Origin of the sequence: Bradyrhizobium sp. 199, from assembly GCF_023073355.1 — a bacterium.
GTDB lineage: Bacteria > Pseudomonadota > Alphaproteobacteria > Rhizobiales > Xanthobacteraceae > Bradyrhizobium.
In genome coordinates this window covers 632933-659046 of the sequence record NZ_JADPJI010000008.1, presented here as the reverse complement: position 1 = coordinate 659046, position 26114 = coordinate 632933, and the positions used below count along the sequence as shown (strand labels likewise).

At 64.1% G+C, this 26114-nt stretch carries 26 protein-coding genes; 18 read left to right on the top strand and 8 right to left on the bottom strand.

The window, feature by feature from the left end:
• Window positions 1-33 precede the first annotated feature (33 nt).
• From IVB28_RS25570 to IVB28_RS25540, 7 genes are all read left to right on the top strand, one after another.
• Complete coding sequence (locus IVB28_RS25570; RefSeq protein WP_247529856.1) at window positions 34-633, top strand: TetR family transcriptional regulator; 600 nt, start codon at window positions 34-36, stop codon at window positions 631-633.
• Window positions 634-770: 137 nt separating this feature from the next.
• Complete coding sequence (locus IVB28_RS25565; protein ID WP_247529855.1) at window positions 771-1394, top strand: flavin reductase family protein; 624 nt, start codon at window positions 771-773, stop codon at window positions 1392-1394.
• A 177-nt stretch (window positions 1395-1571) separates the two neighbouring features.
• A complete protein-coding gene (locus IVB28_RS25560; RefSeq protein WP_247529854.1) occupies window positions 1572-3839 on the top strand; it encodes an acyl-CoA dehydrogenase in 2268 nt (755 codons plus the stop codon).
• On the top strand, window positions 3839-5122 hold the full coding sequence (locus IVB28_RS25555; RefSeq protein ID WP_247529852.1) for an acetyl-CoA C-acetyltransferase: 1284 nt from the start codon (window positions 3839-3841) through the stop codon (window positions 5120-5122). The genes IVB28_RS25560 and IVB28_RS25555 overlap by 1 nt, the downstream gene beginning before the upstream one ends.
• 2 nt (window positions 5123-5124) lie before the next feature.
• Complete coding sequence (locus IVB28_RS25550; RefSeq protein ID WP_247529851.1) at window positions 5125-7221, top strand: 3-hydroxyacyl-CoA dehydrogenase NAD-binding domain-containing protein; 2097 nt, start codon at window positions 5125-5127, stop codon at window positions 7219-7221.
• Between the two features lie 7 nt (window positions 7222-7228).
• Window positions 7229-7639: an acyl-CoA thioesterase gene (locus tag IVB28_RS25545; RefSeq protein WP_247529850.1), complete on the top strand. Its 411-nt coding sequence runs from the start codon at window positions 7229-7231 to the stop codon at window positions 7637-7639.
• A gap of 226 nt (window positions 7640-7865) precedes the next feature.
• A complete protein-coding gene (locus IVB28_RS25540) occupies window positions 7866-8057 on the top strand; it encodes a hypothetical protein (protein ID WP_247529849.1) in 192 nt (63 codons plus the stop codon).
• 144 nt (window positions 8058-8201) lie between these two features.
• Here IVB28_RS25540 and IVB28_RS25535 read toward each other — a convergent pair whose 3' ends face one another.
• The gene (locus tag IVB28_RS25535) at window positions 8202-8654 is read right to left on the bottom strand and encodes a nuclear transport factor 2 family protein (RefSeq protein ID WP_247559169.1); all 453 of its coding nucleotides are present in this window, start codon (window positions 8652-8654) and stop codon (window positions 8202-8204) included.
• 154 nt (window positions 8655-8808) lie between these two features.
• Between IVB28_RS25535 and IVB28_RS25530 the strand changes: the two genes are divergently transcribed.
• Both IVB28_RS25530 and IVB28_RS25525 read left to right on the top strand, forming a co-directional pair.
• Window positions 8809-9495 carry an HAD-IA family hydrolase gene (locus IVB28_RS25530; RefSeq protein WP_247529847.1) on the top strand — a complete coding sequence of 229 codons (687 nt, stop codon included), beginning with the start codon at window positions 8809-8811 and terminating at the stop codon, window positions 9493-9495.
• Between the two features lie 89 nt (window positions 9496-9584).
• Window positions 9585-10433 carry a DeoR/GlpR family DNA-binding transcription regulator gene (locus IVB28_RS25525; protein ID WP_247529846.1) on the top strand — a complete coding sequence of 283 codons (849 nt, stop codon included), beginning with the start codon at window positions 9585-9587 and terminating at the stop codon, window positions 10431-10433.
• 3 nt (window positions 10434-10436) lie between these two features.
• On the opposite strand, the gene IVB28_RS25520 is transcribed toward IVB28_RS25525, so the two are convergent.
• Both IVB28_RS25520 and IVB28_RS25515 read right to left on the bottom strand, forming a co-directional pair.
• Entirely contained in the window at window positions 10437-10862 is a 426-nt protein-coding gene (locus tag IVB28_RS25520) for a type II toxin-antitoxin system VapC family toxin (protein WP_247529845.1), read from the bottom strand.
• On the bottom strand, window positions 10859-11143 hold the full coding sequence (locus tag IVB28_RS25515) for a type II toxin-antitoxin system Phd/YefM family antitoxin (RefSeq protein WP_247529844.1): 285 nt from the start codon (window positions 11141-11143) through the stop codon (window positions 10859-10861). The genes IVB28_RS25520 and IVB28_RS25515 overlap by 4 nt, the downstream gene beginning before the upstream one ends.
• Before the next feature lie 231 nt (window positions 11144-11374).
• On the opposite strand from IVB28_RS25515, the gene glpD reads away from it, so the two are divergent.
• The 7 genes from glpD (at window position 11375) to IVB28_RS25480 (ending at window position 19016) form a co-directional block, all read left to right on the top strand.
• A complete protein-coding gene (gene glpD / locus IVB28_RS25510) occupies window positions 11375-12925 on the top strand; it encodes a glycerol-3-phosphate dehydrogenase (protein WP_247529843.1) in 1551 nt (516 codons plus the stop codon).
• Window positions 12922-13998 carry an ABC transporter ATP-binding protein gene (locus IVB28_RS25505; RefSeq protein WP_247529841.1) on the top strand — a complete coding sequence of 359 codons (1077 nt, stop codon included), beginning with the start codon at window positions 12922-12924 and terminating at the stop codon, window positions 13996-13998. The genes glpD and IVB28_RS25505 overlap by 4 nt, the downstream gene beginning before the upstream one ends.
• A gap of 12 nt (window positions 13999-14010) precedes the next feature.
• Window positions 14011-15096, top strand: a complete 1086-nt coding sequence (locus IVB28_RS25500) for an ABC transporter ATP-binding protein (protein WP_247529839.1) — start codon at window positions 14011-14013, stop codon at window positions 15094-15096.
• A complete protein-coding gene (locus tag IVB28_RS25495; RefSeq protein ID WP_247529837.1) occupies window positions 15096-15998 on the top strand; it encodes a sugar ABC transporter permease in 903 nt (300 codons plus the stop codon). The genes IVB28_RS25500 and IVB28_RS25495 overlap by 1 nt, the downstream gene beginning before the upstream one ends.
• Window positions 15998-16804 carry a carbohydrate ABC transporter permease gene (locus IVB28_RS25490; protein ID WP_194406557.1) on the top strand — a complete coding sequence of 269 codons (807 nt, stop codon included), beginning with the start codon at window positions 15998-16000 and terminating at the stop codon, window positions 16802-16804. Before IVB28_RS25495 ends, IVB28_RS25490 begins: the two co-directional genes overlap by 1 nt.
• Before the next feature lie 10 nt (window positions 16805-16814).
• Window positions 16815-17144: a DUF2160 domain-containing protein gene (locus tag IVB28_RS25485; protein ID WP_247529835.1), complete on the top strand. Its 330-nt coding sequence runs from the start codon at window positions 16815-16817 to the stop codon at window positions 17142-17144.
• A 129-nt stretch (window positions 17145-17273) separates the two neighbouring features.
• Window positions 17274-19016: an ABC transporter substrate-binding protein gene (locus IVB28_RS25480; protein ID WP_247530168.1), complete on the top strand. Its 1743-nt coding sequence runs from the start codon at window positions 17274-17276 to the stop codon at window positions 19014-19016.
• Between the two features lie 193 nt (window positions 19017-19209).
• Here IVB28_RS25480 and IVB28_RS25475 read toward each other — a convergent pair whose 3' ends face one another.
• From IVB28_RS25475 to IVB28_RS25465, 3 genes are all read right to left on the bottom strand, one after another.
• On the bottom strand, window positions 19210-20313 hold the full coding sequence (locus tag IVB28_RS25475; RefSeq protein ID WP_247529834.1) for an alkene reductase: 1104 nt from the start codon (window positions 20311-20313) through the stop codon (window positions 19210-19212).
• 177 nt (window positions 20314-20490) lie between these two features.
• Entirely contained in the window at window positions 20491-20994 is a 504-nt protein-coding gene (locus IVB28_RS25470; RefSeq protein WP_247529833.1) for a DUF1993 domain-containing protein, read from the bottom strand.
• A 109-nt stretch (window positions 20995-21103) separates the two neighbouring features.
• Complete coding sequence (locus IVB28_RS25465; RefSeq protein ID WP_247529832.1) at window positions 21104-22405, bottom strand: lytic murein transglycosylase; 1302 nt, start codon at window positions 22403-22405, stop codon at window positions 21104-21106.
• Between the two features lie 186 nt (window positions 22406-22591).
• On the opposite strand from IVB28_RS25465, the gene htpX reads away from it, so the two are divergent.
• Window positions 22592-23551: a zinc metalloprotease HtpX gene (gene htpX / locus IVB28_RS25460; RefSeq protein ID WP_247529830.1), complete on the top strand. Its 960-nt coding sequence runs from the start codon at window positions 22592-22594 to the stop codon at window positions 23549-23551.
• Window positions 23552-23688: 137 nt separating this feature from the next.
• Complete coding sequence (locus tag IVB28_RS25455) at window positions 23689-24330, top strand: tetratricopeptide repeat protein (protein ID WP_247529828.1); 642 nt, start codon at window positions 23689-23691, stop codon at window positions 24328-24330.
• Between the two features lie 237 nt (window positions 24331-24567).
• Here the strand turns inward: IVB28_RS25455 and IVB28_RS25450 are convergent, their stop codons facing one another.
• On the bottom strand, window positions 24568-24921 hold the full coding sequence (locus IVB28_RS25450; protein ID WP_247529825.1) for a hypothetical protein: 354 nt from the start codon (window positions 24919-24921) through the stop codon (window positions 24568-24570).
• A 176-nt stretch (window positions 24922-25097) separates the two neighbouring features.
• Window positions 25098-25898 (bottom strand): hypothetical protein, encoded by an 801-nt coding sequence (locus IVB28_RS25445; protein WP_247529822.1) that lies wholly within the window; start codon window positions 25896-25898, stop codon window positions 25098-25100.
• Window positions 25899-26114 lie beyond the last annotated feature (216 nt).

The following is a 26114-nucleotide window of genomic DNA, read 5'->3' as shown; positions in this document are numbered from 1 at the left end:
TGAGATGAAGTACTGATGGACGAGTCCTGATTGATGGCCCTGATTTCGGAACAAATCGAAGGCGACACCCGGGACCGTATCCTCGAGGTGGCCGAGCGGCTGTTCCGCCATATCGGCTATCAGAAGACCACGGTCGGCGACATCGCCAAGGAGCTCAGGATGAGCCCCGCCAATGTCTATCGCTTCTTCGAATCGAAGAAGGCGATCCATCAGGCGGTGGCCCGCTCGCTGATGGGCGAGGTCGAACTTGAAGCGCAGCGGATCGTGGCGACGCCCGGTCCGGTGTTGCCGCGCTTCCGCGAACTGCTCACCACCATCCATCGCATGAACACCGAGCGTTATGTCGGCGATTCCAAGTTGCACGAGATGGTCGAGATCGCGATGCAGGAGGACTGGGACGTCTGCGTCAACCACATGGAGTGCATTGCCGGGGTCATCGGCCAGATGATCGCGCAAGGCGTGGCCTCCGGCGAGTTCGAGGCGCCGGACCTGCAACTGGCGGCGCTCTGCGCCTGCACCGCGATGATGCGCTTTTTCCATCCCCAGATGATCGCCCAGTGCGCCACCAAGCCGGGCCCGACCATCGACCAGATGATCGATTTCGTCATCGCGGGTCTGTCGCCGCGCCACTGACGGGCCGGTGGGTTTCCTCCTATAAGCTGCTTCGCAGTCATTCCGGGGCGATCCTCATGACCGAACCCGGAATCTCGAGATTCCGGGTCCGACGTTTCGCGTCTTCCCGGAATGACGAACAGCGGAGAGCCAAGCGCGTGACCGACAAAGACCTGCACTTCTACGAGCCCGCCAAGGGCCACGGCCTCAAGCACGATCCCTTCAACGCCATCGTCGCGCCGCGGCCAATCGGCTGGATTTCGTCGCGCGACACCAAGGGCCACGTCAACCTTGCGCCCTACAGCTTCTTCAATGCGTTCGCTTACGTGCCGCCGATCATCGGCTTTTCCTCCACAAACTGGAAGGACACGGTCGAGAACATCCAGCAGACCGGCGAGTTCGTCTGGAATCTTGCCACCATGGACCTAGCCAGGCATATGAACGCGACCGCCGCGCACGTCGGGCCTGAGGTCGACGAGTTCGAGGTCGCCGGCCTCACGGCCGTGCCCGGCAGGCTCGTCAACGTGCCGCGCGTCGGCGAGAGTCCCGTCGCGTTCGAGTGCAAGGTATCCGACATCGTCCGCCTCAAGAGCGCCGACGGCAAGGAAGCCAACGCCTGGCTGACGCTCGGCGAGGTCGTTGCCGTTCACATCGACAAGGCCATGATCAAGGACGGCGTCTACCAGACCGCCGCCGCCCGCCCGATCGTCCGGGCCGGCCGCAGCGGTGATTATTTCGAGATCAAGCCGGAAAACATGTTCGAGATGGTGCGGCCGGATTAGGCCGGGCCACCTCGAAGCCATCCCCCTCCCGGAACTGGCACCACGCTCTGGCCGTTATGGCCTCTGGGCGGCCGCCCGGCCGCGTCAATTCGCGTCTTTTCGCCAGCGAAGTGTTCACCGCCGCCGGCCGCTTTCCGCTAAAATGCCCGACAACCGCGCCGATGCATGAGGTCAGCCATGAGCTTCCGCCGCGACACCCTGACAAAGCCGATCTTCTCCTGGGCTCGCGGCGTGCTGCCGGCGATGTCCGACACCGAGCGCGAGGCGCTGGAGGCGGGCGACGTCTGGTGGGACGCCGACCTCTTCACCGGCAACCCCGACTGGTCGAAGCTTCTGAAGATCCCGCAGGCGACGCTGACCAGCGAGGAGCACGCCTTCCTGAGCGGTCCCGTCGACGAGCTCTGTGCCATGCTCGACGAATGGAGGATCTTCTGGGAATGGCGCGACCTGCCGCAGGACGTCTGGCATTTCGTCAAACGTGAAAAATTCTTTGGCATGATCATTCCGAAGGAATTCGGCGGCCTCGGCTTCTCGCCCTATGCGCATTCGGAAGTGGTGCGCAAGATCTCGACCCGGTCGATCGCTGCCGCCGTCACCGTGATGGTGCCGAACTCGCTCGGTCCCGGCGAGCTCTTGATGCGCTTCGGCACGAAAGAGCAGCAGGCGCGCTGGCTGCCGCGCCTCGCCGACGGCCGCGACATTCCCTCCTTCGGCCTCACCAGCCCGGAAGCCGGCTCCGACGCCGCCTCGATGGTCGATACCGGCATCATCTGCAAGGGCGAGTTCGAGGGCCACGAAGTCCTCGGCCTCAGGCTCAACTGGCATAAGCGCTACATCACGCTCGGCCCGGTCGCGACGCTCCTGGGTCTCGCCTTCAAGGCCTATGATCCCGATCACCTCGTGGGGAGCCAGGAAGAGCTCGGCATCACCGTGGCGCTGATCCCGACCAATTTGCCCGGCGTCGAGATCGGCCAGCGCCATCTGCCCTCGATGCAGGTTTTCCAGAACGGCCCGAACCGGGGCCGCGATGTTTTCATTCCGCTCGACTATGTCATCGGCGGCAAGGAGCGCCTCGGGCAAGGCTGGAAGATGCTGATGACCGCACTTGCCGCCGGCCGCGGCATCTCGCTGCCGTCACTGTCGGCGGCCGGCGCCGCTTATGCGGCCCGCACCACTGGCGCCTATGCTCGAATCCGGGAGCAGTTCGGCATCTCGATCTCCAAGTTCGAAGGCGTCGAGGAGCCGCTCGCGCGCATCGTCGCGAACGCCTATCAGCTGGATGCAGCGCGGCGACTGACCTGCGCGGCGCTGAATGCCGGCGTTCATCCCGCCGTCATCTCCGGCATCATGAAGCTGCATGCGACCGAGCGGATGCGCACCGCGATCGACGACGCCATGGACATCCATGGCGGCAAGGCGGTGATCGACGGGCCGCAAAACTATCTCGGCAATCTGCACCGCGCCGTGCCGGTCGGTATCACGGTGGAAGGCGCCAACATCCTGACCCGCAATCTCATCGTGTTCGGGCAGGGCGCCATCCGTGCGCATCCTTACCTGCTCGACGAGATGAACGCGCTCGCCGACACCGACCGCGAGCGCGGGCTCACCGCATTCGACAAAGCCTTCTGGAAGCATGTCGGCCACAGCTTCGAGACGCTGTTCCGCGCCTTCGGCCGGAGCTGGACGTTTGGTGCCTTCGCCCTGGCGCCTGATGCGGGTGACGCCACGCCATTCTATCGCCAGCTCTCGCGCTACTCCGCCGCCTTTGCGCTCTGCGCCGACATGGCGCTGCTGACGCTCGGCGGTGCGCTCAAGCGCAAGGAGATGCTGTCGGCGCGCTTCGGCGACATCCTGTCTGAACTTTATCTCCTCTCGGCTGCGCTGAAGCGCTGGCAGGACGAAGGTCGGCAGAAGGAAGACTTTGCCGTGCTGGAATGGTGCATGGCGACGGGCTTCAAGACCATCGAGAACCGGCTCGCCGAGATCCTCGCCAATCTGGCGAACCGCTTCGTCGCAGCCTTGCTCAAGCTCGTGGTCCAGCCGTTCGGCGCCCGCGTGCTCGGCCCTTCCGACCGCGTCGTGCACCAATGCGCCGGCATCGTGCTGGAGCCCTCGGCGGCACGCGAGCGCCTCACCCCGGATCTGGCCCATGTCGACGACGACGGCGGCTTTGCCCGGCTGGAGCGCGCGTTCAAGCTGGTCGCCGCCGCGGACGCCATCGCCAGGCGCATGCGCGCTGTAAATGTCCCCGATTGGGAGGAGGCGGTCAGCAAGGGTGTGATCACGCAGGCGGAGGGTGAGCAGCTCTCTGCTGCCCGCAAAGCCGTCACTGACGTGATCGAGGTCGACGATTTTGCGCCGGAAGCGCTGTCGCCGATTTACAGGAAAACCGGCGACGTGCATCAGTTCTTCCAGGAACTCGGTGAACAGAGGGCGGCGAGCTGATGGCGCGACCGGTATTCATCGTTGACGGCAGCCGGACCCCGTTTTTGAAGGCACGTTCGGGGCCCGGGCCGTTCACGCCGGTCGATCTCGCCGTGCAGTGCGGACGGCCACTTCTGGCACGCCAGCCGTTTGCGCCCGATAGCTTCGATCAGGTCATCCTCGGCTGCGTCAACGTGATCGCGGACGAGATGAATCCGGCCCGCGTCGCCGCGCTCCGGCTCGGCATGGGTGAGGACATGGTCGCCTTCACCGTGCAGATCAATTGCGGCTCCGGCATGCAGTCGATCGACACCGCCTACCGCTATATCCGCGAAGGCCATGCCGACATGATCCTCGCCGGCGGCACCGAGGCTCTGAGCCACGCGCCGCTGGTCTGGCCCAATTCGGGTGTGCGCTGGTTCGCTGGTCTCGCCACCGCCAAGGGGATCGCCGCCAAGCTTGCGGCTGCCTTCAAATTGCGGCCGAGCGACCTCAAGCCGATCATTGGCCTCGAGCGCGGGCTGACCGATCCGATCACCGATCTGAACATGGGCCAGACCGCCGAGGTCGTCGGCCATCTCTTCGGCATCACCCGCGCACAGTCGGATGCCTATGCCGCTGAGAGCCATCGCCGGCTCGCGCATGCGCAAGGCGCGGGTTTTCTCAAGGGCGAGGTCGAGACTGCGTTCTCCCGCGACGGAAAATTCTTCGATCATGACGACGGCGTGCGTCCGGACTCCACGGCAGAGTCGCTCGCAAAACTCCGGCCGGTATTCGAACGCCCCTGGGGCCAGGTCACCGCCGGCAATTCCTCGCAGATCACCGACGGCGCCTCCTGGGTGATCCTCGCCTCCGACGCGGCCGTCGCAAAGCACAAGCTCACGCCGAAAGCCGCGATCGTCGACAGCAACTGGGCGGCGCTCGATCCCGGCATCATGGGGCTCGGTCCGGTGATGTCGGTAACGCCGCTGCTCCAGCGCAACGGCCTTACCCTCCAGGACGTCGAGACCTGGGAGCTGAACGAGGCCTTCGCCACCCAGGTGCTTGGTTGTCTTGCCGCCTGGAACGACGACGAATTCTGCCGGGAGATCCTTGGTCTCGACGGCGCGGCCGGTGAGATCGACCGTGGCAGGCTCAACGTCGACGGCGGCGCGATCTCGCTCGGACATCCCGTCGGCACCTCCGGCAACCGCATCGTGCTGCATCTCGTCAATGCGATGAAGCGGCTGGGCACGCGGCGCGGCATTGCCACCGAATGCATCGGTGGCGGACTCGGCGGCGCTATGCTGGTCGAGGCGGTGTGACAATGGATTCCCGGATCATGACCGCACTCGCTGATCGCGCGCTGACGCTCGGGCCAACGCCCGCGCCCGACAGGCCGTACAGGCACTTCAAGCTGACGCGCGACGATGATGGCGTCGCCTGGCTCTTGTTCGATCGCGCGGAGACAAGCGCCAACACGCTGTCCTCCGAGGTGATGGAGGAGTTCGACGCGGCGCTTGCGGCAATCGAGACCGAACGTCCCGCCGGCCTCGTGATCCGCTCGGCAAAACCGTCCGGCTTCATCGCCGGCGCCGACGTCAACGAATTCCGTGGCGCATCCGATCCCGACATGGTGGAGACGCGCATCCGCGCCGCGCATGCGGTGATCGACCATCTGGAGGCCCTGAAGCTGCCGACGGTCGCGGTCATCCACGGCTTCTGCCTCGGCGGTGGGCTCGAGGTCGCGCTGGCCTGCCAGTCGCGCATCGCCATCGACGGCGCCCGCTTCGGCTTCCCGGAGGTGATGCTGGGCCTGCATCCCGGCCTCGGTGGCACCGCGCGCTTCACCGCGCTGGTCAATCCAGCTCAGTCGATGTCCCTGATGCTGACCGGCCGCACCATCGACGCACGCCGAGCCAGATCGCTCGGCCTCGTCGATACCGTGACGCAGGAGCGCCATGTCCGGAGCGCGGTGAAGGACGCGCTGTTCGGCCGGCTGAAGCGGGCGCGGCCTGGCTTGCTGACGCGCGCGGCGAATCTCGGACCCGTGCGCGGGCTGCTTGCGAAGCGGATGCGCTCGGAGGCGGCGAAGGCCGCGTCCCGCGAGCACTATCCCGCGTCTTACGCGCTGATCGACCTCTGGGAGACCCATGGCGGCAGCAAGGCCGCGATGCTGAAGGCGGAGCAGGCTTCCTTCGCCAAATTGATGGTGACGCCGACTGCCCAGAACCTGATCCGCGTCTTCTTCCTGCGCGAACAGATGAAGAAGGCCGCCGGCTCCGGCAACACCATCAAGCACGTCCATGTCATCGGCGCCGGCGCCATGGGCGGCGACATCGCGGCTTGGGTAGCTGGCCAGGGGCTGCGCGTCTCGCTCGCCGACATGAAGGCGGAGCCGATCGCGGGTGCGGTGGCGCGAGCCGCCGAGCTCTACGGCAAGATCATCCGCAAGCCGACCGAAGTGCGCGACGCGCTCGATCGCCTCATCCCCGACATGGACGGGGAGGGCGTGCGAAATGCCGATCTCATCATCGAGGCGGTGCCGGAGAAGCTTGAGCTCAAGCAGAAGGTCTATGCCGGGCTCGAGCCCAGGGTGAAGCCGGGCGCGATCCTCGCCACCAACACGTCGAGCATCCCGCTTCAGGACCTGCGCAACGGCTTGGCGCGACCGGAGCGGCTGGTCGGCCTGCATTTCTTCAATCCGGTGTCGCGGCTGCAATTGGTCGAAGTCGTCAGTCACGATGGCAGCGACCCGCAGGTGCTGAAGCAGGCGCTCGCCTTCGTCGGTGCGATCGACCGCCTGCCGTTGCCCGTGAAGAGCTCGCCCGGCTTCCTCGTCAACCGCGCGCTGACGCCGTACATGCTGGAGGCAATGGTGATGCTGGACGAGAAGATCGACCAGCGCTTGATTGACGCGGCGGCGGAGCAATTCGGCATGCCGATGGGACCGATCGAGCTCGCCGATCAGGTCGGCCTCGACATCTGCCTCGACGTCGGCGACATGCTGCGCACGAAGTTCGGCGATCTCCTGCCACCGACGCCGGCCTGGTTGCGCGACAAGGTCGCCAAGGGCGAGCTCGGCCGCAAGTCCGGCAAGGGCTTTTACACCTGGAAGAACGGCAAGGCGGAGAAGGCGCAGCTAGCGGAGACCGGCCCGCGCGTTACCGACCAGATGGTCGATCGCCTGGTGCTGCCGATGTCCAATGTCTGCGTCGCGGCGCTGCGTGAGGGCATTGTCGATGATGCCGACGCCGTCGACGGGGCCATGATTTTCGGCACCGGCTATGCACCATTCCGCGGTGGTCCGCTGAATTACGCCCGCACACGCGGCGTGGAAAACATTGTATCCACCCTGCGCGGGCTGGCTGAGCGATTCGGGGCGCGCTTTGCGCCCGATCCGGGCTGGGACAATTTCAGGTGAAACCGGCATGAACGACCAGGCGAACACCGGCCCGAGCGGCGATCTCTGCATCCGCACGCTGGCGATGCCTGCCGACACCAACGCCAATGGCGACATCTTCGGCGGCTGGCTGCTGAGCCAGATGGATGTCGGCGGCGGCGTGTTTGCGTCAAAGGCCGCGAAGTCGCGGACCGTGACGGTTGCGATCGAGGCGATGAATTTTCGCAAAGCGGTCTATGTCGGCGATCTCGTGTCGGTCTACGCCAATCTCGTCCGCGTCGGCCGCACCTCGCTTACCGTGCATCTGGAAGCATGGGCGCTGCGTCGCGGCGAGGAGCATCCGTTTCTCGTCACCGACGGCAACTTCACCTACGTCTCGATCGACGAACACGGTCGCCCGCAAGCGGTTCGCGCCACCGACGCGACGATCGCGACGTAATCGCGCGCGACGCTTTGGCTCATCTCACGAATGCATGGCAAGGGCCGCGAAACCCGGCGCGACTGAGTCATCCCCGTCGCGGCTTCGCCAAAAACCAGTCATAAAACAGATGAGGTCCCGGCGTACTCAGTTGCGTGTCGATTCGGGGTGGAAACGGCCTCAAATGCCCTTTGGAACCATTGGGCAGGAGCTCCGTTATTTGCCCGCACTGAGGAATACAGGGACCATGCCGGACAGCTACATCATCGAAGTCGATTCGCAGACCGCAGGTATCGTCGTTCGTTCTTCCGGAGGCTATTGCTTCTTCGCCTCGTCCCACCGCTTCAACCGTCTCGAAGGCCAGCTCTTCCGCAACGCCCGCGAAGCCGAGCGGGCCGCGCGCAAGCTGGTGAATGGTGACATGAAGGAGGCGGCGTAAGCCTGCCGCTCGTCATTCCGGGGCGCGCGAAGCGCGAGCTGTGGTACGCAATTGCGCACCTGAGAATCTAGCTTGCTGCAGAAATTGCCGACCGATGGATTCCGGGCTCGCGCCTTTCGGCGCGTCCCGGAATGACGTCGTTGATCACAACTTCGTCGCGGCCCTTGAGAGCAGCTTCCACTCGTCGCCCTGCTTCTGCCAGTTCATCAGGATGTGAAGGTTGGTCGATACTTTTTTCCCGTCGGCCGCCATCTCCTGCTCACCCAGCCAGTGGAAGCGAACGATCGCGGCGGGACCGACGACCTTGATGGTCGGGTCCTTGTACTCGATCGACAGGAATTTCGACTTGCCGTCGGTGGCGTTGGCGATGAAAGTCGCCTTGTCCTCCACCTTGCCGCTGGAATGGCTGTAGCTGAGATCGTCCCAGCACAGCGCGCCGAGCGCCTTCGGATCGGCCGCGATCTGGGCGAGGCGGAAGGCCTCGACCTTCTTCGCCACGGCCTCGTCGTCGGCCGAGGCCGCCAGCACGGGTGTCGTGAGCGCGAGTGCCGAGACGGCGAGAGTCGAGAGAGCCAGATCGCGTCGGTTGATCGTCATCGTTTCCTCCTTTTTGATCTTGCGGCGAGTGTTGCAGCCGCGCGCGGCTTTGTCGAGTGGCACGTCGACGTCATGTGCATGCGTCATTGCGCGGTTGAGGCCATATTGATACGTGTCGCGCATCAATGCGCTGCGGATTTGGGAAAGTACGGACATGATCGGAGCCAAAACGGAAGCGATGGGCAGGGCTTTGCTGTTCGACATCGACGGTACGCTGGCCGACACCGACCCGCTGCACTTGAAGGCCTTCAACCAGGTGCTCGGCCCTCACGGCCATGTCTTCGATCACGCGCGCTTCCCCAGGGAGCTGCAGGGTTTCGCCAATGTCGCGATTGGCGAGCGCTTTCTGCCAGACGAGGTGCCAGAGCGGCGCGCTCTGATCCTCGATGAGAAGGAAGAGGTTTTCCGAACGCTCGTGGCCGGGCAGATCGCACCGCTCCCTGGCCTGATGGCATTGCTCGATCGGGCGGACGCTGCCGGCATTCCCATGGTTGCCGTGACCAATGCGCCGCGTCTCAACGCCGAGCTGCTACTCTCCGGGCTTGGCATCACGCACCGCTTCAAGGCGCTTGTGATCGGCGCCGAGCTGCCGCATGGCAAGCCGCATCCGCTGCCCTATCAGGAAGGCCTGCGTTTCGTCGGCGCGAAGGCAGAGGCCTCGATCGCATTCGAAGATTCCCGTACCGGCGTGCAATCGGCCGCGGCGGCCGGAATTCCGACCGTCGGCATCCGGACCAGCCTCAGCCACGCTGACCTTGTTGGCGCCGGCGCAGTCACTTCCGCCAGCGCCTTCGACGATCCGGCGCTGCTGGCGCGCCTCGCGCGGGTCATGGCGTGGTAAGGGCCGCATCCGTTAACCGTGATCGGCGCGCGCATTGACCGCAGCTACGAACCGCCGCACCATGCATCATTCTGATTGAGGCCGTTGCCGTGACCGGATTGACCCATCGCCAAGCCGAAATTCTCAACATCGCGCGCGCTTCCGGCCGCGTCATGGTCGAGGAGCTCGCGCGCCGGTTCGAGGTATCGGCGCAGACCATCCGCAAGGATCTCAACGATCTGTGCGAACGGAGATCGCTGACCCGCATCCATGGCGGCGCCATCATCGCCTCCGGCGTGGAAAACCTCGCCTATGAGGCGCGCCGCTTCGTCGCCGCCGACGAGAAGAAGGCGATCGGGGCTGCGGCGGCGTCGCTGATTCCGAACGGCTGCTCGCTCTTCATCAATATCGGCACCACGACGGAGGAGGTTGCGAGCGCGCTGACCTCGCATGAGGATCTGCTCGTCATCACCAACAATCTCAACGTCGCGATGCTGCTGTACCGCCATCCACGCATCGAGGTGGTGGTCGCCGGCGGCACGGTGCGGCGCGCCGACGGCGCCGTGGTCGGCTCGACGGCGACGCAGCTGATCGGACAATTCAAGGTCGATTACGCCATCATCGGCGCGTCTGCGATCGACGAGGAGGGCGCGCTGCTCGACTTCGACTATCGCGAGGTGCAGGTGGCGCAGGCCATCATCGCCAATGCTCGCAGCGTGATGCTGGTCGCCGATTCCACCAAGCTGCGCCGCAGCGCGCCGGTGCGCATCGCCCACATCACGCAGATCCAGACCTTCGTCACCGACCAGGAACTGCCCGAGCGCCTCGCCACCATCTGCCACAGCAAGGGCATCGAGGTGATGGCGGCAATGCCGAAGGAGGCGGGGGAGATCGATGATGCGCAGACCGAAGCGCAGGACGCAGTGCCGGAAGCCGCGCCGGTGGTGCGGCTGAGATAGATCCTAGGCATCGTCCCACGGATTGAGCAGTGGGACGCCGAACGCCGCAAAGTCTTTTACATTGCGCGTGACGAGGGTGAGGTGGTGCGCAAGTGCGGTCGCCGCAAAGAAGCCGTCCATGACTGACAATGCAAAGCCGCTCCTGCGGCTCTGAGCCATCAGGTCACCGCAGTTCTCAGCCACCGCGTGATCGATCGGCAAGACGCGTTCGGCAAATCGCGCCGGGAGATCGTGGGCAAGCCACGCGGCCAAAGCGGCGCGCCGGCGGCCATCCTCCAGCAACGCGATGCCGCGACGAAGCTCGGCGATCGATGCGACGCTGATGAACGCACGGTCCTCATCGATCGTATCCAGCCACGCCAGAACTTTCGGCGAAGGCGCTGGGCGCTGAACTTCCGACAGCACATTGGTGTCGAGCAAGAGATTCACGGCACGTCGTCACGTGGGGCATCGTGCACGCGGTCGAGTTCAAAGTCGGTGCCGCGCAGCGGCGAGGCCAGCAGGAATTCGGCCAGCGTGCCTTTGCGTACGGTCTTGCGCGCCCACTCCTCGGCGGAGACGACGACCGCGTTGGGCTTGCCGTGCCGCGTGATGACCTGCGGGCCGGCTTGAGCGCGATCAATCACCTCGGACAACCGCGCCTTGGCGTTGGCCAAAGTCCAGGTGTCATCAGCCGGAAGTCTGTCAGGTGCAGTATTGCGATCGGCCATGCGACAAAAGTCCAAGATGACTATAATGACTATAATTCTGCGATGCTGACCAAACAAGGACGCTGCTGGCTCTCGAATTGTCGTCCAAGCTCCCTCTTCCGCGGTCGCCTTGCCTTCAAAATAGTTCCGCTTTCACTTTCTTTCGCCTCTCTTTCATCTTGCTTTCGGTTTTGGGTGTGATCTAATCAAAAACGAAAGTAACCGCTCCAAGCAACGGGCGGTCGTCGGGGGATGCGTCTGTTGGAGCGTATTTTCGACCTCGCCATCATCGGAGGCGGTGTTAACGGCTGCGGCATCGCGCGCGACGCGGTGGGCCGCGGCAACACGGTTTTCCTGTGCGAAATGAACGATTTGGCGAGCGGGACGTCGTCCTGGTCGACCAAGCTGGTGCATGGCGGCCTGCGCTATCTCGAATATTACGAGTTTCGTCTGGTCCGCGAGGCGCTGATCGAGCGCGAGATCCTGTGGGGCATCGCGCCCCACATTATCCGCCCCCTGCGTTTCGTCTTGCCGCATCATGCCGGCCTTCGGCCGGCTTGGCTGCTGCGTCTCGGCCTCTTCCTGTATGACCACATTGGCGGTCGCCACCTCTTGCCCGCGACTCGTTCGGTGGACCTCAAACGCGACGAGGTCGGCAAGCCGCTGATCCCGAATCGCTACAGCCGCGCCTTCGAATATTCCGACTGCTTCGTCGACGACGCGCGCCTTGTCGTGCTCAACGCACGGGATGCCGCCGACAAGGGCGCAGAGATTCGCACCCGCGCCCGCGCGACCGAGATTCGCCAGTCCGGCGGCCTCTGGACCGTCGGCATGGTCAACACGCTGACCGGCGAGCGCTCGCAGATCCAGGCGAAGGCGCTGGTCAATGCCGGCGGCCCCTGGGTCGAGGACGTGCTCGGCCGCGGCGCCGGCGTCAACGCGAAAGCCAAGGTGCGGCTGGTGCAGGGCTCGCATATCGTGGTCAGGAAGCTCTACGACCACGACCGCGCCTACATGTTCCAGAACGCGGACGGCCGCATCATCTTCGTGATCCCGTACCAGGACGATTTCACGCTGATCGGCACCACCGATCGCGACTATGACGGCGATCCCGCCAAGGTGAAGGCGACGACTGAGGAGATCCAGTATCTCTGCACGGCGGCGAGTGAATATCTGGCAAAGCCTGTGACGCCGGACGACGTGGTCTGGACCTATTCCGGCGTGCGCCCGCTCTACGACGACGGCGCCAGCGAAGCCAAGGCCGCGACGCGCGACTACGTGTTCGAGCTCGACACGCCCGGCGGTGTCCCGCTGCTGTCGATCTATGGCGGCAAGATCACGACCTATCGCCGCCTCGCCGAAGAAGCGCTGGAACGGCTCGCGCCATATCTCCGCAGCGCAAAAGCGCGGGAGGGCTGGACCGGCAAATGGCCGCTGCCGGGCGGAGACATGAACGTGTCCGACATCGACGGGCTGATCGCCGAGCTTCAGCGTGGTTATCCCTTCCTCAGCCACGAGCATGCGCGACGTCTCGCCCGTGCCTATGGCACCAAGGCCGTCAAGCTGCTCGGCGACGCGAAATCGGCGGCCGATCTCGGCCAGCCCTTTGGCGCGACGCTGACCGAGCGCGAGGTCCGCTATCTCATGGCCAACGAATGGGCCGTCACGGCCGAAGATGTGGTCTGGCGCCGTTCCAAGCTCGGCCTGCGGCTAAGTGCCGACGAGATCGCGGCGCTTGACGACTGGATCAGAACCCACGCCGTGCAGCAAAGTCCTCTGCTGGAAGCGGGAGGACGCTCATGACGGTGACACTCGATCACGTGACCCGGACTGTCGACGGGATCCCGCACATTCGCGACGTCTCCCTGACGCTCGAGAGCGGCACGCTCAACGTGCTGCTCGGGCCGACACTGTCGGGCAAGACCTCGATCATGCGGCTGCTCGCCGGATTGGACAAGCCGACATCGGGCAAGCTGCTGGTCAACGGCAAGGACGTCACCGGCGTCGACGTGCGCCAGCGCTCGGTCGCCATGGTTTATCAGCAGTTCATCAATTACCCTTCGCTGTCGGTCTACGAGAACATCGCCTCGCCCTTGCGGGTGCAGGGCAAGCCGCGCGCCGAGATCGAAGCGCGCGTGGCGGAGGCTGCGAAGCTGCTGCGGCTCGAGCCGTTCCTGAAGCGCACGCCGCTCCAGCTCTCCGGCGGCCAGCAGCAGCGAACTGCGATGGCGCGCGCGCTGGTGAAGGGCGCCGATCTCGTGCTGCTCGACGAGCCGCTCGCCAATCTCGACTACAAGCTCCGCGAGGAACTGCGCACCGAGCTGCCGCGCATCTTCGAGGCGTCCGGCGCGATCTTCGTCTATGCCACCACCGAGCCGACCGAGGCGCTGCTGCTCGGCGGCAACACGGTGTGCATGTGGGAGGGGAAGGCGCTCCAGATCGGCGAGACGCCGAACGTTTACCGTCATCCGCAGACCTTGCGGGTGGCGCAGGTGTTCTCCGATCCGCCGCTGAATCTTGTCGGCATCGAGAAGAAGAACGGCTCCGTGCAATATGCCGGCGGCATCGCCGCGCCGGCGTCCGGTCTCTATTCCTCGCTGGCGGACGGCGCCTATCGCGTCGGATTTCGCGCCCATCAGCTCGCGCTTGCCAATGGCGAGACTGACCGCCATGCCTTCCATGCCATGGTGACGGTGACCGAGATCACCGGTTCGGAGAGCTTTGTGCATTTGACCCGCGACGGATCGAACTGGGTGGCGGTGCTGCACGGCGTGCACGAGTTCGAGCCCGGCCAGACGCTCGACGCCGTGCTCGACCCCAACGACGTTTTTGTCTTCGATGCCGCCGACCGGTTGGTCGCGGCGCCGAGCTCTTGAGGGAGGTGCGATATGGCCCGCATTGACCTCGTCGATCTCGCCCATTCCTACGGCGGCAATGATGCGCCGGAGGAGAGCTTTGCGCTGAAGCCTGTCACCATGACCTGGCGGCAGGGCGGCGCCTACGCGTTGCTCGGCCCGTCCGGCTGCGGCAAGACTACGCTGCTTAACGTCATCTCCGGCATCATCACGCCGTCGCGGGGCAAAATCTTGTTCGACGGCAAGGACATCACACCGCTGTCAACCCAGAAGCGCAACATCGCCCAGGTGTTTCAGTTTCCGGTGATTTACGACACCATGACAGTGGGGCAGAATTTGGCGTTTCCGCTGAAGAACCGCGGCGTCGCGAAATCCGAGGTCGACAAGCGTGTTGCCGAGATCGGCCGCCTGCTCGATCTCGAACCCTATCTGAACCGCAAGGCGACGCGCCTCACGGCCGACGCCAAGCAGAAGATCTCGCTCGGCCGCGGTCTCGTCCGTTCCGACGTCGCCGCCGTGCTGTTCGACGAGCCGCTGACGGTGATTGATCCCGAGCTGAAATGGCAGCTCCGCTCCAAGCTGAAGGCGCTGCATCGTGAGCTCGATCTCACGATGATCTACGTCACCCACGACCAGACCGAGGCGCTGACCTTCGCCGACACCGTAGTCGTCATGCACGACGGCCGCGTGGTGCAAAGCGGCACTCCGGCCGAGCTGTTCGACAAGCCGGCGCACACCTTCGTCGGCTATTTCATCGGCTCGCCCGGCATGAACATCATTCCGGCCGAGGTGAGGGGCCGTGAGGCCCACGTCGGCGGCCACGTCATCGCGCTTGACCGCGCTTACGGCAACCTGCCTTCGGGCGCGAAGATCGAGATCGGCGTCCGTCCCGAATTCGTCGAGGCCGTCGCGCCTGCGCCTGGTCTGCTCACCGCGAAGATCGAGCGCATCGACGATCTCGGCCGCATCCGTTTCGCGCGGACGCGTCTCGGTGATGCCAAGCTCGCGGTGCGGGCGCCCGCGGGATTCGCCAGCGTGGACGGGACGGCCGGGCTGAAATTCGATCCGTCGCATGTCCACGTCTATGCCGACAGCCTTCTGGTGGAGGGAGCCGCCTGATGGACAAGATCGTCAACCAAAAAGCCTGGTTCCTGGTGCTGCCGGTGTTTCTGGTCGTTGCCTTCTCGGCCGTGCTGCCGCTGATGACGGTGGTGAACTATTCGATGCAGGACACCTTCGGCAACAATCAGTTCTTCTGGAACGGGGTCGGCTGGTTCAAGGAATTGCTCGATCCCTCGACCGATCTCGGCGGCCGCTTCCTCGCCTCGCTCGGCCGTAATCTGTTCTTCTCCCTGGTGATCCTCGCGATCGAGGTGCCGCTCGGCATCCTCGTCGCTTTGTCGATGCCGCGCCAGGGCTGGACGGTGGCGGCCTGCCTCGTCATCCTCGCGCTGCCGCTGCTGATTCCGTGGAACGTGGTCGGCACGATCTGGCAGATCTTCGGACGGCCCGACATCGGCCTGCTCGGCTATGTGCTGAACGCCATGGGCATCGACTACAATTACGTGTCCAACGAGATCGATGCCTGGGTCACCGTCATCGTGATGGACGTCTGGCACTGGACCAGCCTCGTTGCGCTGCTGTGCTATGCCGGCCTGAAGTCGATTCCCGAAGCCTATTACCAGGCCGCCCAGATCGATGGCGCCTCGCGCTGGGCCGTGTTCAAGGCGATCCAGCTGCCGAAGATGAACCGCGTGCTCTTGATCGCGGTGCTGCTGCGCTTCATGGACAGCTTCATGATCTACACCGAGCCGTTCGTCGTCACCGGTGGCGGACCCGGCAACTCCACGACCTTCGTGTCGATCGAGCTCGTCAAGATCGCGCTCGGCCAGTTCGACCTCGGCAAGGCCGCGGCGCTGTCGCTGGTCTACAATCTCATCATCCTGATCGTCTGCTGGATCTTCTATACCGTCATGACCAATGCGGGCGCCGAGCGGAAGCCCCAGGAAGGAGCCGCGTGATGCACTCGATCCCCGGCCGCCGCCTCATCATGGGGCTGTTTCTGATCTTCCTGCTGCTGCCGATCTACTGGCTCGTCAACATGAGCTTCAAGACCAACGCCGAGATCGTCTCGACGATGACGCTGTGGCCGCACACGCCGACGCTCCAGCACTACAAGCGCATCTTCACTGACGAGAGCTGGTATTCCGGCTACATCAACTCGCTGGAATACGTCGTTCTCAACACCATCATCTCGATTTCGGTGGCGCTGCCCGCGGCCTACGCGTTCTCGCGCTACCGCTTCCTCGGCGACAAGCATCTGTTCTTCTGGCTGTTGTCGAACCGCATGGCGCCGGCCGCGGTCTATGCGCTGCCGTTCTTCAACCTCTATTCGGCGATCGGCCTGTTTGATACGCCTTGGGCGGTTGCGCTCGCGCATTGCATCTTCAACGTTCCGCTGGCGGTGTGGATCCTCGAAGGCTTCGTCTCCGGCGTGCCGCGCGAGATCGACGAGACCGCCTTTCTCGACGGCTATTCATTTCCGCGCTTCTTCATCAAGATCCTGGTGCCCTTGATCGCGAGCGGCATCGGCGTCGCCGCCTTCTTCTGCTTCATGTTTTCGTGGGTCGAACTCCTGCTCGCGCGCACGCTGACTTCGGTGTCGGCCAAGCCGATCGCCGCGATCATGACGCGCACGGTGTCGGCATCGGGCATGGACTGGGGCCTCTTGGCAGCCGCCGGCGTGCTCACAATCATCCCGGGCGCGCTCGTGATCTGGTTTGTCCGCAACTACATCGCGAGCGGTTTTGCGCTCGGTCGCGTGTAAGGAGGCATCAATGGAACCCATCGCATGGATGGCCTGGACCCCGCCGACGGCAATCTTCTTCGTCGCGCTCGCCTCCACGCTTGCCGTGATGACGTGGCTTGCGGCGGTCTATCCCGAAGCCGAGCGCGTCGGCGTGCTCCGCATCCCGACCACGCGTGGCGACCGCCTGTTCATTTCGCTGATCACGGCGGCGGTCATCCACCTTCTCTGGATCGGTTTCCTCGGCACCGACGCGATCGCTACGCTGCCGATCGGCGAGGACGGCGTTGAAATCTCGCGCCTGTGGCTCGCAAGTGCAATTTCGCTGGTGACGGCTGTGCTCATATTTCGCACGGTCTGAGCTCGCGAAGGGACGGCCAGATCCGGGGGCAATCCGGATCTGTATAATATTTTGTCGCTGCAACGGAGGAACAACATGCGACAGTTTAGGAGAAGGAAAGGTCCATTGACCAAGAGCAGTTTTCTGACCATGTCGAGCGCCGCCGCCATTATTGCGGTGTCGCTCGCTGTCACGGCGCCGGTGCGCGCCGCCGACGACGCCGTGATCCAGAAGTGGATCGCGGAATTCACGCCCTCGACGCTGTCGAAGGAAGACCAGAAGAAGGAGCTGGAGTGGTTCGCCAAGGCGGCCGAGCCGTTCAAGGGCATGGAGATCAACGTCGTCTCCGAGACCATCACGACTCACGAGTATGAGGCGCAGACGCTGGCCAAGGCGTTCTCCGAGCTCACCGGCATCAAGCTCAAGCACGACCTCATCCAGGAAGGTGACGTCGTCGAGAAGTTGCAGACCCAGATGCAGTCCGGCAAGAACGTCTATGACGGCTGGATCAACGACTCCGACCTGATCGGCACCCACTTCCGCTACGGCCAGACAGTCGTACTGTCGGACTACATGACCGGCGAGGGCAAGGACGTCACCGATCCCATGCTCGACGTCAACGACTTCATCGGCAAGTCGTTCACGACCGGTCCCGACGGCAAGCTCTATCAGCTGCCCGACCAGCAGTTCGCGAACCTCTATTGGTTCCGCTACGACTGGTTCACCAACGCCGACTACAAGGCCAAGTTCAAGGCCAAGTATGGCTACGAGCTCGGCGTGCCCGTGAACTGGTCCGCCTATGAGGACATTGCCGAGTTCTTCACCAACGACATCAAGGAGATCAACGGCGTCAAGGTCTACGGCCATATGGACTATGGCAAGAAGGACCCCTCGCTCGGATGGCGTTTCACCGACGCCTGGCTCTCGATGGCCGGCAACGGTGACAAGGGCATTCCGAACGGTCTGCCGGTCGACGAGTGGGGCATCCGCATGGAAGGCTGCCGCCCGGTCGGCTCCTCGGTGGAACGTGGTGGCGACACCAACGGTCCGGCTGCGGTCTACTCGATCACCAAATACCTCGACTGGCTGAAGAAGTACGCACCGCCGCAGGCCCAGGGCATGACGTTCTCCGAGGCAGGTCCGGTGCCGGCGCAGGGCAACATCGCCCAGCAGATGTTCTGGTACACCGCCTTCACCGCCGACATGGTGAAGCCGGGCATCGCCGTGATGAACGCGGACGGTACGCCGAAATGGCGTATGGCGCCCTCGCCGCACGGTGCGTACTGGAAGGAAGGCATGAAGCTCGGCTATCAGGACGCCGGCTCCGTGACGCTGCTTAAGTCGACCCCGGCGGATCGCCGCAAGGCGGCCTGGCTCTATCTCCAGTTCATCATCTCCAAGTCGGTGAGCCTGAAGAAGAGCCATGTCGGTCTCACCTTCATCCGTGAATCCGACATCTGGGACAAGTCGTTCACCGAGCGCGCGCCGAAGCTCGGCGGCCTGATCGAGTTCTACCGCTCGCCCGCGCGCGTGCAGTGGACCCCGACCGGCAACAACGTGCCCGACTATCCGAAGCTCGCGCAGCTGTGGTGGCAGAACATCGGCGATGCGTCGTCCGGTGCGAAGACGCCGCAAGCCGCGATGGACGCCCTTGCGGCGGCTCAGGACTCCGTCATGGAGCGCCTGGAGAAGTCCAACGTGCAGGGCGCCTGCGGTCCGAAGCTGCACAAGAAGGAGAAGCCGGAGTACTGGTTCGCGAAGGCCGAGAAGGACGGCACCATCGCGCCCCAGCGCAAGCTTGCTAACGAGAAGCCGAAGGGCGAGACGGTCGACTATGACACCCTGATCAAGTCGTGGCCGGCCACCCCGCCCAAGCGCGCAGAAGCGAAGTAAGCGGCGCGTAGAGCGACATCAAAAAACGAAAGGCCGGGAGCGATCCCGGCCTTTTTTCTTTTGTGTCGCGGATTCTGTTGCCACACCGTCATGCGAGCGAAGCGAAGCAATCCAGAGTCTTTCCCCGGAGGTAGTCTGGATTGCTTCGTCGCGTTGCTCCTCGCAATGACGGAGATGGAGCGACCACGACCCCTTACTCCGCCGCCTCAGCCGTCTCCAGCGTCGGATAGTCCGTGTAGCCCTTCGCGCCGCCGCCGTAGAACGTGGTCTTGTCCCACTCGTTCAGCGCTGCGCCCTGCTTCAGCCGCTCGACGAGGTCGGGGTTGGAGATGAAGGGCTTGCCGAAGGCGATGAGATCGGCTGCGTTCGCGTCCAGGACCTTGGTCGCAAGATCGAAATCGTAGCCGTTGTTGGCGATGTAGGCGCCGGTGAAGCCCTTGCGCAAGGACGCGTAGTCGAACGGGGCGATGTCGCGCGGCCCGCCGGTGGCGCCTTCGACAACGTGGAGATAGACCAGCTTGAGCGCGCTGAGGCCGTCGACGATGTGGTCGTAGAGGGCCTGCGGATTGGAATCCGAGATGTCGTTGGCCGGCGTCACCGGCGAGATGCGGATGCCGGTGCGCTCGGCGCCGGCCTCGGCCGCGACGGCTTTGGAGACTTCCAGCATCAGCCGCGCGCGGTTCTCGATCGAGCCGCCATAGGCATCCGTGCGCTTGTTGGCGCCGTCCTTGGCGAACTGCTCGAGCAGGTAGCCGTTGGCGCCGTGGATCTCGACGCCGTCGAAGCCGGCCTCGAGGGCATTCTTCGTCGCGCGTTTGAAGTCGTCGATGATTCCTGGAATCTCGGAAAGCTCGAGCGCACGTGGCTCGGAGACATCGGCAAAGCCGCCATTCACGAAGGTCTTGCCCTTGGCGCGGATCGCGCTCGGCGCCACCGGGGCTGCGCCACCGGCCTGCAGATCGACATGCGAGATACGGCCGACATGCCAGAGCTGGATGAAGATCTTGCCGCCACGCTCATGCACGCGGTCGGTGATCTTGCGCCAGCCAGCGACCTGCTCCTTGCTGTAGATGCCGGGGGTGTCCTGGTAGCCTTGCCCTTGCTGCGAGACCTGGCTCGCTTCGGTGATAAGAAGCCCTGCGGAGGCGCGCTGGCCGTAATAGTCGGCGGCGAGTGGGCTGGGCACGAACGTGCCGGGCGAAGCGCGATTGCGCGTCAGCGGCGCCATCACGAAACGGTTCGCAAGCGTGATCGGACCAAGCTTATAGGTCTCGAACAATTTGGTTGGACGGCTCATTGGCAATGTTTCCAGCGATGAGAGGTCTGGAACACTTGTGCATCGCGACATCAGGCGCAAGAGCTGAGCCATACGCAAACTGCAGGCGAGCTACGCGGCACGGCCGCGTAGCATAATTCATGTGCAATTTCGGCCGCGGCAGGAGAACTCCGCTAAACGGCCACGCAATTTTGCAAATCAGTTCGCGCCCATGAAATCGCGCTTGCCGATCTCGACGCCGTTGTGGCGCAAAATGCCGTGGGCGGTCGCGGCGTGGAAATAGAAGTTCGGCAGCGAGAACGCGCTCAGGAATTGCTGGCCCTTCATGGTGATGGACTTATCCGGGCCGGCCGGGAAGGTGACGTCTTTGGTATCGGCACCCTCGAATTGCGCGGGCTTGAACGACTTCACGTAGTCGATCGTCTTTGCCAGCCGCTGCTTCAATTCCGCAAAGCTGGTCTCGGTGTCTGATGTCGAGGGCACTTCGCTATGGGTCAGCCGGGCACATCCCTTGGCGGCGAAATCACTGACAAGCTGGACCTGCTTCGACAGCGGCAGCATGTCCGGAAACAGGCGCGAGCCGAGCAGGACGCCGGGTTCGATCTTCTTGGCCGCGCAATGCGCTTCGGCTTTGGTGAGCAGCCCGGTCACGCTGTTCAGCATTTGCAAATAGGCGGGGACTGCTGCGTCGTAGAAGGACATGTGATGCTCGCTTGTAAATGGGAAATCTCAGGAGAAAACCTGAGCCACTCACATGGGAGCCTCATGGAAAAATACAATTGCGGGGAGCGGCTTGTGCGGTGCGAAAATTCTACCTTGCCGTCGCCTGGGGCTGCGCCTGTGCCGTGCCGCCGCGCATGCGCGCCAGCAGCTCCGCGGTCGGCCAGGAATCTGCCGGCAGGCCGAACTTGATCTGCATCGCCTTGACGGCCGCGCGGCTCTGCTGCCCCAGCACGCCGTCGACCTTGCCGACATTGAAGCCGGCGCGCACCAGCAGCTGTTGCAATTCTTTCAACTCGTTGAATGGCAATTGCGCCACCGGCGCCGCCGGCTTGCGCATTGGCGCGGCACCCGCAATGCGCGAGGCGAGATAGCCCGCGGTGGTCGAATAGATCAGCGAGTTATTCCACTCGGTGTAGGCCGCGAAATTCGGATAGGCCATGAAGGCCGGCCCAAAGCGCCCCATCGGCAGCAGCACGGATGCCGCGAGATTGTCGTTCGGCAAGGGACGGCCGTCGGGATAGGTGATCCCGAGTTGCGCCCATGTCGCGCGCGGCTCGCGCACCGTGAGATCGGTCTTATCCCAGGGCAGGTTTGGCGGCACCTTGATCTCTTCCAGCCACGGCTCGCCGCGCCGCCATTTCAAGCCATTGGCGATGTAGTTCGCGGTCGAGCCGATCACGTCGGCCGGCGAGCGCAAAAGGTCGCGTCGCCCGTCGCCGTCATAGTCGACGGCGTAGTTGACGTAATGTACAGGCAGGAATTGCGTCTGCCCGAGCTCGCCGGCCCAGGAGCCGATCATCTCGTCGGGATGCAAATCGCCGCGGTCGATGATCTTGAGCGCCGCGATGGTCTCGCCCACGAACATCTCGGAGCGTCGGCAGTCGTAGGCGAGCGACACCAGCGATTTCAGCGTCGGCAGATTGCCCATGTTGGCGCCGAAATCGCTCTCCAACCCCCAGAACGCGGCGATCACGGCCGGCGGCACGCCATATTCCTTCTCGGCGCGCGCGAATGCGGCAGCGTATTGCTTGATGTGCTGCTGGCCGTTCTGCATCCGATAGGGCGCGGCCATACGGCCGGCGAATTCGGTGAAGAGCTGGCCGAACACGCGCTGGCCGCGGTCCCGGTTGACGATGCCCTGGTCGTAGAGGAGATAGGGCGAGGCCTCCATGATCGTCCGCTGCGACACGCCGGCCGCGACCGCCTGGCCCTTCACGTCGGCCAGGAAGCGATCGAAGCTCGCGCCATTATGGCACGAGGCCGCGCGCGGCGAGGGCGCGATCGCCTTGGGGGCAGCGGGCCTGGCGGGCGGCGGCTGGAGCTGGGCGGAGGCGGGAGCGGATAGCACAACCAAAGCGATGGCCGCGATCGCAAATCGGGTCTTGAGCATGGAGTTTCCGGCGGGGAGGGGACGCTTGGATTCTGGCCGAAGTTTAATGGAAGTATGGTGCGCAAGCCAGTGCCGCGGCTCCGCGACGCACCTTGAAACCTTGCACGCGGGCGGGGGTCATTCCTACCTCATGTCTGCCGGCCTGCTGGCGCTTCCAGCCTGCCGCGGCCGGCCCAGGAGACGGCCATGAACTATTTTCGTACCGCAATGCTGCTCGCAGGCCTCACCGCCCTGTTCATGGGCGTCGGCTATCTGATCGGTGGTGCTTCCGGCGCCATGATCGCGCTGGTCATTGCCGCTGCGACCAATCTATTCACCTACTGGAACTCCGACCGCATGGTGCTCTCGATGTACGGCGCCCATGAAGTCGATCGCAGAAGCGCACCGGAACTGGTCGGACTCGTCGCCGAGCTTGCGGGCCGCGCGGGCTTGCCGATGCCGCGGGTGTTCCTGATGGATGAGCCGCAGCCCAACGCATTCGCGACCGGACGAAACCCGGAAAATGCCGCAGTCGCGGTCACGACGGGCCTGATGAACCAACTCAGCCGCGAGGAGCTCGCCGGCGTGATCGCGCATGAGCTCGCGCATATCAAGCATCACGACACGCTGTTGATGACCATCACTGCGACCATCGCGGGCGCGATCTCGATGCTGGCGCAGTTCGGCATGTTCTTCGGCGGCAATCGCGACAACAACAACGGTCCGGGCATCGTCGGCTCGATCCTGCTGATGATCCTCGCGCCGCTGGGCGCCATGCTGGTGCAGATGGCGATCAGCCGTACCCGTGAATATGCCGCGGACAATCTCGGTGCGCGTATCGCGGGACAACCGATGTGGCTGGCCTCCGCGCTGGTGAAGATCGAGGGCGCCGCGCATCAGGTGCCGAATTATGGGGCCGAGCGAAATCCCGCGACCGCGCACATGTTCATCATCAATCCGTTGTCGGGCCACGGTGTGGACAATCTGTTCGCCACCCATCCTTCGACACAGAACCGCATCGCCGCGCTGCGCGAGCTCGCGGCTGAGCTCGGCACGCAGGCGGCCCCGTCGGTCGGAGCCAACGAGAACTATCCGCCTCGGGGCCCGTGGGGCCGCTCGTCTTCACGCGGCCCTTCACCTGGTCCTTCACGTGGCCCTTGGGGCTGACGCGAAGCCGGCTGGATTTTGCCTCCGGCTTTGTGACCTGGCGCACATTGGATCGCCGGAGCCGGTGCTAACACCCCGGCGAGACCAATTCTTCGAAAGGGGATGCGTGGCCGGCCCAATGCCGGCCACCGTCGAAGATGACCAGAACTGCCTTACCATTGCTGATCGTCATATGCGTCCTTGTCGGCCTGTCCACACACATGGTCGTCAATTGCGGTGACGAGGACGATCCCGACATCTGCTCGGCCGTGATCGGCTTCTCGCCGCTGCGCGGCTCGCTGATCGCCTTTGCCTATGAGGGGCGCGGACGAATCGCGCTGCGCCATGGCGACTTCAAGCGGGCGATAGCAGATTTCGACGAGGCCATTCACCTCAATCCCAACCGCGCCTCGCTCTATCGCGAGCGCGCGCTCGCGCGTCGTCGGAACGGCGACCTCGCGCTCGCCATCGCCGACTATGACGAGGCGATCGCCCATGATCCCAAAGTCGCTGCGCCCTATCACCAGCGTGGTCTCGCGCTCGCCGCCACCGGTGATCTCGATCGCGCCATCCTGAGTTACAACACGGCGATCCGCCTCGATCCCAGGGATGCCGTGGTCCGCCTCGACCGTGGCCTGGCGCTCCTCGCCCGCGGCCAAGCCGACGACGCGCGCGCCGATTTCGAGGCGGCGCTGGCGCTGCCCGCGGGCAAGGACGGCCGCGCGCGCGAGGCGGCGCGCGCAAAGCTCGCCGAGCTCGCGAGCGCCGAGCCGACCCGGATCGCCGCGCCGAGACAATGAGATTCTCGTGTCGCTTCGGCCCTGTTTCCCGCTCATCTTGTGAGCGAGGGGCTCGCCGCTAGACTAGCGGCGAAACGGGGTATCTCTCCGCGAGCTTGGAATCTATCCAATACGGCGACAGAAGTGGTGGGCACGCTGGGCTTTGCCCACCTGCGGATACTGTCGTCGGGGATAGAGACCCTCATCCGGTGCTTCGCGCCACCTTCTTCCGGAAGGGGAGAACGAAGAACGCCGCGACTACTTCGCCTTCTTGGCGTTGGTCTTCTTTGCCTTCGCCGCCTTCTTCTCCGGCTTTTCCTTCGCCTTCTTTTCCACCTTCACCGCAACGGGCGTGCTGGCGGCAATCCGCATGGACCGCGCGTAGCTGTCGGCGACGTTGTCAGCGGACATCTGGAGGCGCTTGGCGGCGGCGGTGGCCTGCTCCATGGTGGCTTTGGCCATCATCTTGAAGCGGCCGGCGGTCTCCTTGCCTCTGGCCTTGGCCGCAAGGCCGTTGAAGCGATCCCGCCGCTCCTTGGCGCGGGTCATCAGGCCCGTATGCAGCTGTCTGGCCAGTTGCCGGATCACGACATCCAGGTCGGTGTCCGCCATGTTGTTCTATCCTCTTCGAAAAACGGTATCGATGCGGCGGGACTATGCAGATCGGGCCCTGCCTTGGCAATTCCCGCCGGGGCGTCATCCGCAGCTTCCAGACTGCAAAACAAAAAAAGCCGCGCATTTCGCGCGGCTCTTTGGCCGGTTCGGCTTAAAGCAGGTTTACGTCCGCCTCACTTCAGTGAGGCAACCGGGCCGTTGGCCGCAGCCGGCTCGGGGTCGAAGCCGAACACGCCGACCAGATATTTGTAATAGTCCGGCATCTTCTCCTTGAGCGTCTCGCGCGACTTCGGATCGTGGAATTCGCTCTTTCCGGCCAGGAATATGCTGGCGGTCACGGCAAAGAACTCCATCGGATTCTTCATCGCATAGGAGTCCTTGGGAAGAAGATCCTTGGACTTGGCAAGGGCGTAGTAGGCGATCACGCCCTTGTTGGCATAGCCGTCGGGCAGCAGTCGGGCGTGATAGGCGTGCAGCAGCTCGTGCAGCAGCACGGCCTCCTTCTCGTAGCGCATCATGTCCGGGCGCAGCATGATCACGCCGAGCCCGGAATCGACCGCGAGGTCGACCGCGTTCGGATTGGTCCAGCGCTGCTTGTTCGGGTCCCACACCGTGAGCGTCCGCGGCGCGGTGCGCTGAATCTCCGGCGTAACCCGGCCGTAGCATGCGGTTGCGGCACCTTCGTCGAGGCAGGCGAGCTCGCTCGCGACGATCGGCACGGTATGGAAGAAGCGCAGCACGCGTGGCGAGAGGCCGGCGCCTTCGACGAGATCGATCTGCTGCTTCAGATTGTCGGTGAGCTTCTCGACGTCCTTGCGGTCGGAATTCTCCGACAGGTCGAACATGTAGCCGCGGTAGCTCTGGAAGCCCGGCGGTAGCGACTGCGCCGCGCCGGCATCGAGCGATCCGGCATGGGATGGACTGGCGAAGAGCGCGCCGAGGATGGTCGCCGTCAGCAGCAACGCAATGCGCATGATGAACCCCCTGATGTCACTTCGGCCGGCAGAATAGGTCACCTGCCTTTGCGAAAAGTGAGTGGGGCAAGACTAAGGCACCGATGTTGAGGCGTGCTTAATCGTTGGTTGCAGATCGCGCGCGCGGATTAGGGCGAGGTTAACCACGAGGCTTGCCTCCGCGGGCGGAGAAGCGCTCCTGCGAAGAGGCCGCGGGTCGCGCGGCCTCGGTCACAG